Origin of the sequence: Erythrobacter sp. HI0063, assembly GCF_001635685.1 — a bacterium.
Classification (GTDB): Bacteria; Pseudomonadota; Alphaproteobacteria; order Sphingomonadales; family Sphingomonadaceae; genus Qipengyuania.
This window is the reverse complement of sequence record NZ_LWFF01000235.1, coordinates 65,021-71,139: the sequence shown is the minus strand read 5'-3', so window position 1 is coordinate 71,139 and position 6,119 is coordinate 65,021. Positions and strand designations below refer to the sequence as shown.

Below are 6,119 nucleotides of genomic sequence, written 5' to 3'. Positions count from 1 at the left end.
ATCACTGCCTATGCGCAGGACCAGCTCGGCGATATCGTTTTCGTCGAACTGCCCGATGTCGGCAGCCAGGTCGCGAAGGGCAAGGATGCCGCCGTGGTCGAAAGCGTCAAGGCGGCGAGCGACGTCTATGCGCCGATCACCGGCGAAGTGACCGAAGCGAACGATGCGCTCGACGAGGATCCGGCGCTGGTCAATTCTTCGCCCGAGGAATCCGGCTGGTTCTTCAAACTGACCATCGCCGACAAGGGCGAACTGGACGGCCTGATGGATGCCGACGCCTATAAGAGCTTCTGCGACGGGCTTTGAACCGAAGCCAGCTTGGAAATGCACAGCCCGGTCTCGTGCCGGGACGACGGGAATAGAACATGCGCTACCTACCCCTGACCGATGCCGACCGTTCGGCAATGCTGGAAAAAACCGGCGCTTCGTCGATCGACGATCTGTTCGTCGACGTTCCCGAAGAAGTGCGGCTCGGCGGCCCGATCGAAGGCCTGCCGATGCATGCCAGCGAAATGGCGGTCGAAAAGCATATGCGGCGGCTTTCCAAGAAGAACCTCGCCGCAGCCGACGCGCCGTTCTTCCTCGGGGCAGGGGCCTATCGCCACCACGTTCCGGCCAGCGTCGATCACATCATCCAGCGCGGCGAATTCCTGACCGCCTACACGCCCTACCAGCCGGAAATCGCGCAGGGCACGCTCCAGATGCTGTTCGAATTTCAGACCCAGGTCGCGCGCCTCTACGGCTGCGCCGTGGCGAACGCGTCGATGTATGATGGCTCGACCGCCTGCTGGGAAGCGGTGGCCATGGCGGCGCGGATCACCAAACGCGATCGCGTGGTGCTTTCGGGCGCGTTGCATCCCCATTACGCCGAAGTTGTACGCACCATGGCGAAATTCACCGAGGACGAGATTGCCGGGGCGCACCCTGCCTTGCAGTCCGAACCCGACAATGGCGGCCTGATCTCCCGGATCGACGACAAGACCAGCTGCGTGGTCGTGCAATATCCCGACATCCTCGGCCGCCTGCCGAACCTTCAGGAAATTGCCAATGCCGCGCATGACAAGGGCGCGCTGCTGATCGTCGTGAATACCGAGCCGGTGGCTCTGGGAGCCGTCAAATCGCCCGGTGAACAGGGCGCCGATATCGTGGTGGGAGAAGGCCAGGCGATCGGCGTCGGGCTTCAGTTCGGCGGACCGTATCTCGGCCTCTTCGCAGTGCGCGATGCCAAGCATGTCCGCCAGATGCCGGGCCGCCTGTGCGGTGAGACGGTGGATGCGGAAGGCAAGCGCGGCTTCGTCCTGACGCTTTCGACCCGCGAACAGCATATCCGGCGCGAGAAGGCGACGAGCAATATCTGCACCAATTCCGGCCTCTGCGCCCTGGCCTTCAGCGTCCACATGACGCTGCTGGGCGAAAAGGGCCTGCGCGCGCTGGCGACGGAGAACCACCGCCTCGCCTGCATCGCGGCGGACAGGCTGGCGAAGGTGCCGGGCGTGAGCGTGCTGAACGACGCGTTCTTCAACGAATTCACCATCCGTATCGGGCAGGATGCGCGCGCGGTGGTCCGCAAACTGGCCGATGACGGCGTGCTGGCGGGCGTATCGCTCGGCCGCCTGTTCCCCGGCAAGGATGCGCTGTCCGATGGCCTGCTGGTGGCCGTGACCGAAACGACGAGCGAGGAGGATATCGAAACGCTCGCCTCCGCTCTGGAAGGAGTTCTGGCATGAACGCGCCCAACAAGTCCGGCTGGAAGCCCGGTACTCCGGTCGAAGGCCACAATGCCGTCAGCGGGCCGGACACCGTCACCGGAAACCGCGCGCTGATGCTGGAAGAGCCGCTGATCTTCGAGATCGGCAATACCGAGACCACCGGCGTGGATTTCGGCTTCGCCGCGCGGCTCGATCTGGCGGGCGTCGAACAACCGGCAGAGCCGACCCCTGCGGAGGACGTGCCGAGCCGCCTCGGCACTCTCGCGCGCAACGAACCGATCGGCCTGCCCGGCCTGACCGAGCCGGAAACGGTGCGCCATTATACGCGCCTAAGCCGCCAGAACTATGCCATCGATCTCGGGCTCTTCCCGCTCGGCAGCTGCACGATGAAGCACAATCCGCGCCTCAACGAGAAGGTCGCCCGGATGCCGGGCTTCGCCGATGTGCATCCGCTGCAACCGGTCGATACGGTGCGCGGGGCGCTCGAGGTCATGAACGAGCTGGCGCATTGGCTCATCAAGCTCACCGGCATGCACGGCGTTGCGATGAGCCCCAAGGCGGGCGCGCATGGCGAATTGTGCGGTATCCTGTGTATCCGCGCCGCGCTGGAAGCCAAGGGCGACGCGCGCGAAGTCATCCTGGTGCCTGAAAGCGCCCACGGGACCAATCCCGCCACCGCCGCCTTTGCGGGCTATCGGGTGGAAGACATCCCCGCCAATTCGGACGGGCGTGTAGATCTGGAAGCGCTCAAGGCCCGGCTCGGCCCGGATGTTGCGGGCGTCATGATCACCAATCCCAACACCTGCGGCCTGTTCGAGCGCGACATGAAGGCGATTTCCGACGCGGTCCATGCGGCGGGCGGTTACGTCTATTGCGACGGGGCGAATTTCAACGCCATCGTCGGCCGGGTGCGCCCCGGCGATCTCGGCGTCGATGCGATGCACATCAACCTGCACAAGACCTTTTCGACGCCTCATGGCGGCGGCGGTCCGGGCTCGGGACCGGTGGTGCTGTCCGAAGCGCTCAGCCCGTTTGCACCGCTGCCCTATACCGCGCGAACCGCGGACGGCGTGGTGCATCTGGTCGAAGAGGAGGACGCGGACAACTTCTCCGAAGAGCATTTCGGTGGCAAGATGCGCAGTTTCGGGCGGATGACTGCCTTTCATGGGCAGATGGGCATGTTCACCCGCGCGCTGACCTACATCCTCAGCCACGGGGCGGATGGGTTGCGGCAAGTCGCCGAAGACGCGGTGCTCAACGCCAATTACGTGCTGCGCAGCCTCGAAGACCTGCTGCACGCGCCATTCGCGCATAGCGGGCCGTGCATGCATGAGGCGCTGTTCGGCGATAAGGGCTTTGCCGAAGGGCTCTCGACGCTCGATCTGGCCAAGGCGCTGATCGACGAGGGGTATCATCCGATGACGATGTATTTCCCGCTCGTCGTCCACGGCGCGATGCTGGTCGAACCGACCGAGACCGAGAGCAAGGCCGCGCTCGACCAGTTCATCATGGCGCTGCGCAGCGTGGCCGAACGCGCGATGGCGGGCGATGAGAGCATGAAGGGCGCGCCGCATTATGCCCCGCGCCGACGCTTGGATGAGACGCAGGCGGCGAGGAAGCCCCTGCTGGCCTGGGAAGGCGAGCTCGCGCCGAGTGGCCGCGCCGTCAGAAGCGAGGTCGGCGGTCGGTGACGTCCCGCGCGGCATGAGGATCGTCTTCAGCCGCAAGGGGTTCGACAGCGGATCGGACGGCGGGCCTTCGCCGATCGTGGATGGCCCGAACGGCGGTTTTCCGCTCAGCCTGCCGATCCCGGCAGGCGCGGCCTCGCGCACCAGCTATGCCGATCTCGGGCTGGGCGACCATGCCTCGCGCGCGAGCCGGGGGCGGGTCGGGCCGGACGATCTATGCCATCACGATCCGATGTTTCTCGACAACGGCACCTGCGTTTTCGGGCAGGTCGGCGCGGCGCAGACCCATCTTGCCAATCAGGGGGTGCGGCGGGGCGACGTGTTCGTTTTCTTCGGCTTGTTCCGCAAGAAGGGCGAAACACCGCATCATCGCATTTTCGGATATCTGAAGGTCGATGAGATGGTCGCGCTGGCAGACGGCGTGCCCGACGATCTCGTCACGCTCGGTCATCCGCACGCACTTGCCATGCATGGGAAGAACGACACGATCTATCGCGGGCCGGGGCGCGTGGCGCAGACCGCGTGCGATGCGCTGCGCCTGACAGTGCCCGAAGGCCCGCCGAGCCTTTGGAACCGACCCCGATGGCTCAAACCCGGCGGCCTCAGCTATCACGACCGCGCGGATCGCTGGCTGCCGGGCGGGCGGCTCAAAAGCGTGGCGCGGGGGCAGGAATTCGTCGCCGATATCGGGCGCAGAAAAGCGCCGCGCGAATGGCTCGCGCGGGTGATCGACCTGATCGACAGCGCTTACTTGTAGGTCTTGATAATCGCCGAGAAATCGAGCCCGCCATTTCCGGCACCCGCGAAATCCTCGTAAAGCGAGGCGGCACGCGCGCCCAGCGGCACGGGGGCATCGGAATTTTCGGCGGCCTCCATCGCGAGGCGCAGATCCTTCAACATCAGCGCGGTCGCGAAGCCGCCTTGATAGTCGTTGTCCGCCGGGCTCTCGACGCCCACGCCGGGTAGTGGCGTATAGGCGTTGAGCGACCAGTTATAGCCCGAGGACTGCGACGAGATCTCGTAGAATTTCTGCGGATCCAGCCCCAGCTTCTCGGCCATCTTCATCGCTTCGGACGTGCCGATCATGGTGATGGCGAGCAGCATGTTGTTGCAGATCTTTGCCGTCTGCCCCGCGCCTGCATCGCCTGCGTGGATCACTGCCTTGCCCATCGCTTCGAGCACGGGCTTCGCCCGCTCGAACGCCTCCTCGCTGCCGCCGACCATGAAGGTCAGCGTGCCACCATTCGCCGCCGCAATCCCGCCGGAAACGGGCGCATCGACCATCGCATAGCCCGCGTTCTCGGCAGCTGCGGTGGTCTCTTTGGCGGTAGCGACGTCGATGGTCGAACAGTCGAGCAGCACTGCACCTGCCGGTGCCTTGCCGATCACGCTGCCCTCATGGACCGACTTCACGATTTCGCCATTGGGCAGCATGGTGACGACCGCCTCGACATCCGCACAGGCCTCGCCCGCATCGGTGAAGGGCGTGCAGCCATTCGCCTTCGCAGCGTCGAGCGCGTCCGCGCTCAGGTCGAAGGCGTTCACCGAATGCCCCGCCTTCACGAGATTCGCGGCCATCCCGCCGCCCATATTGCCGAGGCCGATGAAGGCGATTTTCATGTTCTCTCTCCAGTCAGGCCAAAAAGGGCCAAGCACCCTAACAGTATCATCATCGGTCCGAATATGAGCATCAGGACCGGTTGAACATATGCCATCATCCGGTCCCATCGATTCAGCGGTAATGGATTGTCGTCTCCGCCCGCCTTGAGAATAGCTGCTTCGATAAGGGAAATCCGTTCTTGTCGGCGATGGCGCCAACCGTCGATACCGAACCAGACAAACATCGCGCCGAATATCAACAGGCCAAGGCCTTTGAGGATTACCGACCCTTCCACTTACCCTCGCGCTTCTCGACGAAGGCCGCCATGCCTTCCTTTTTGTCTTCGCTTGCGGCGAGGATCTGGAAGATGCGGCGTTCGACGATCAGGCCCTGATCGAGCGAGGTCTCGAAGGCGGCGTTGACCATTTCCTTGTTGGCGATCGCTGCCATGGGCGGCTTGCTGGCGATTGTCGCGGCGGTCTTGAGCGCATCGGCCAGCAGTTCGTCATGCGGTACCACGCGGACCACCAGATTGCTGCGCTCGGCCTCCTCGGCGCCCATCATCCGGCCCGTCAGGCACATTTCCATCGCCTTGGACTTGCCGATCGCCTTGGTCAGGCGCTGCGATCCACCCATACCCGGAGCAACGCCCAGATTGATTTCGGGCTGGCCGAACTTGGCGTTTTCGCTCGCGATGATGAAATCGGCCATCATGGCGAGCTCGCATCCGCCGCCCAAGGCGAAGCCGTTGACCGCCGCGATCCAGGGCTTGCGGGTCTTCTTCACGATCTCGCTGGTCCAGGGAGCGAAGAAATCCTGGAGATAGAAGTCGGCCGCTTCCTTCTCGCTCATTTCCTTGATGTCCGCGCCCGCCGCGAAGGCCTTTTCGCCCGATCCGGTCAGGACGGCGCAAAGCTGCGTCTCGTCGGCCTGATAGGCGGCGAAGGCCTCGATCAGATCTTCGAGAACCTGCGAGTTAAGCGCATTCAGCGCCTTGGGGCGGTTCAGCGTGATGAGGGTGACGCCGCTCTTGCCCTGCGCATCGGTTTCGGCGGTGATGGTTTCGTAATCGGCCATTTTTCTGCCTCTCGTCATTTCCGCGCAGGCGGAGATCTAGGGTAG

6 protein-coding genes are annotated in these 6,119 nt (G+C 64.2%); 4 read left to right on the top strand and 2 right to left on the bottom strand.

Features of this window, described 5'->3' with window-relative positions:
* From gcvH to A3736_RS07865, 4 genes are all read left to right on the top strand, one after another.
* Positions 1 to 306: glycine cleavage system protein GcvH (gcvH, locus tag A3736_RS07880; RefSeq protein ID WP_067681353.1), on the top strand; the 306-nt coding region annotated here is incomplete at its 5' end.
* 59 nt (positions 307 to 365) lie between these two features.
* Positions 366 to 1,727: an aminomethyl-transferring glycine dehydrogenase subunit GcvPA gene (gene gcvPA / locus A3736_RS07875; RefSeq protein WP_067681350.1), complete on the top strand. Its 1,362-nt coding sequence runs from the start codon at positions 366 to 368 to the stop codon at positions 1,725 to 1,727.
* Positions 1,724 to 3,400 carry an aminomethyl-transferring glycine dehydrogenase subunit GcvPB gene (gcvPB, locus tag A3736_RS07870; RefSeq protein WP_067681346.1) on the top strand — a complete coding sequence of 559 codons (1,677 nt, stop codon included), beginning with the start codon at positions 1,724 to 1,726 and terminating at the stop codon, positions 3,398 to 3,400. Before gcvPA ends, gcvPB begins: the two co-directional genes overlap by 4 nt.
* Before the next feature lie 13 nt (positions 3,401 to 3,413).
* On the top strand, positions 3,414 to 4,154 hold the full coding sequence (locus A3736_RS07865; protein ID WP_067681374.1) for a hypothetical protein: 741 nt from the start codon (positions 3,414 to 3,416) through the stop codon (positions 4,152 to 4,154).
* On the opposite strand, the gene mmsB is transcribed toward A3736_RS07865, so the two are convergent.
* Positions 4,145 to 5,017: a 3-hydroxyisobutyrate dehydrogenase gene (gene mmsB / locus A3736_RS07860; RefSeq protein ID WP_067681342.1), complete on the bottom strand. Its 873-nt coding sequence runs from the start codon at positions 5,015 to 5,017 to the stop codon at positions 4,145 to 4,147. The genes A3736_RS07865 and mmsB overlap by 10 nt on opposite strands.
* Before the next feature lie 259 nt (positions 5,018 to 5,276).
* A complete protein-coding gene (locus A3736_RS07850; protein WP_067681336.1) occupies positions 5,277 to 6,074 on the bottom strand; it encodes an enoyl-CoA hydratase-related protein in 798 nt (265 codons plus the stop codon).
* Positions 6,075 to 6,119 lie beyond the last annotated feature (45 nt).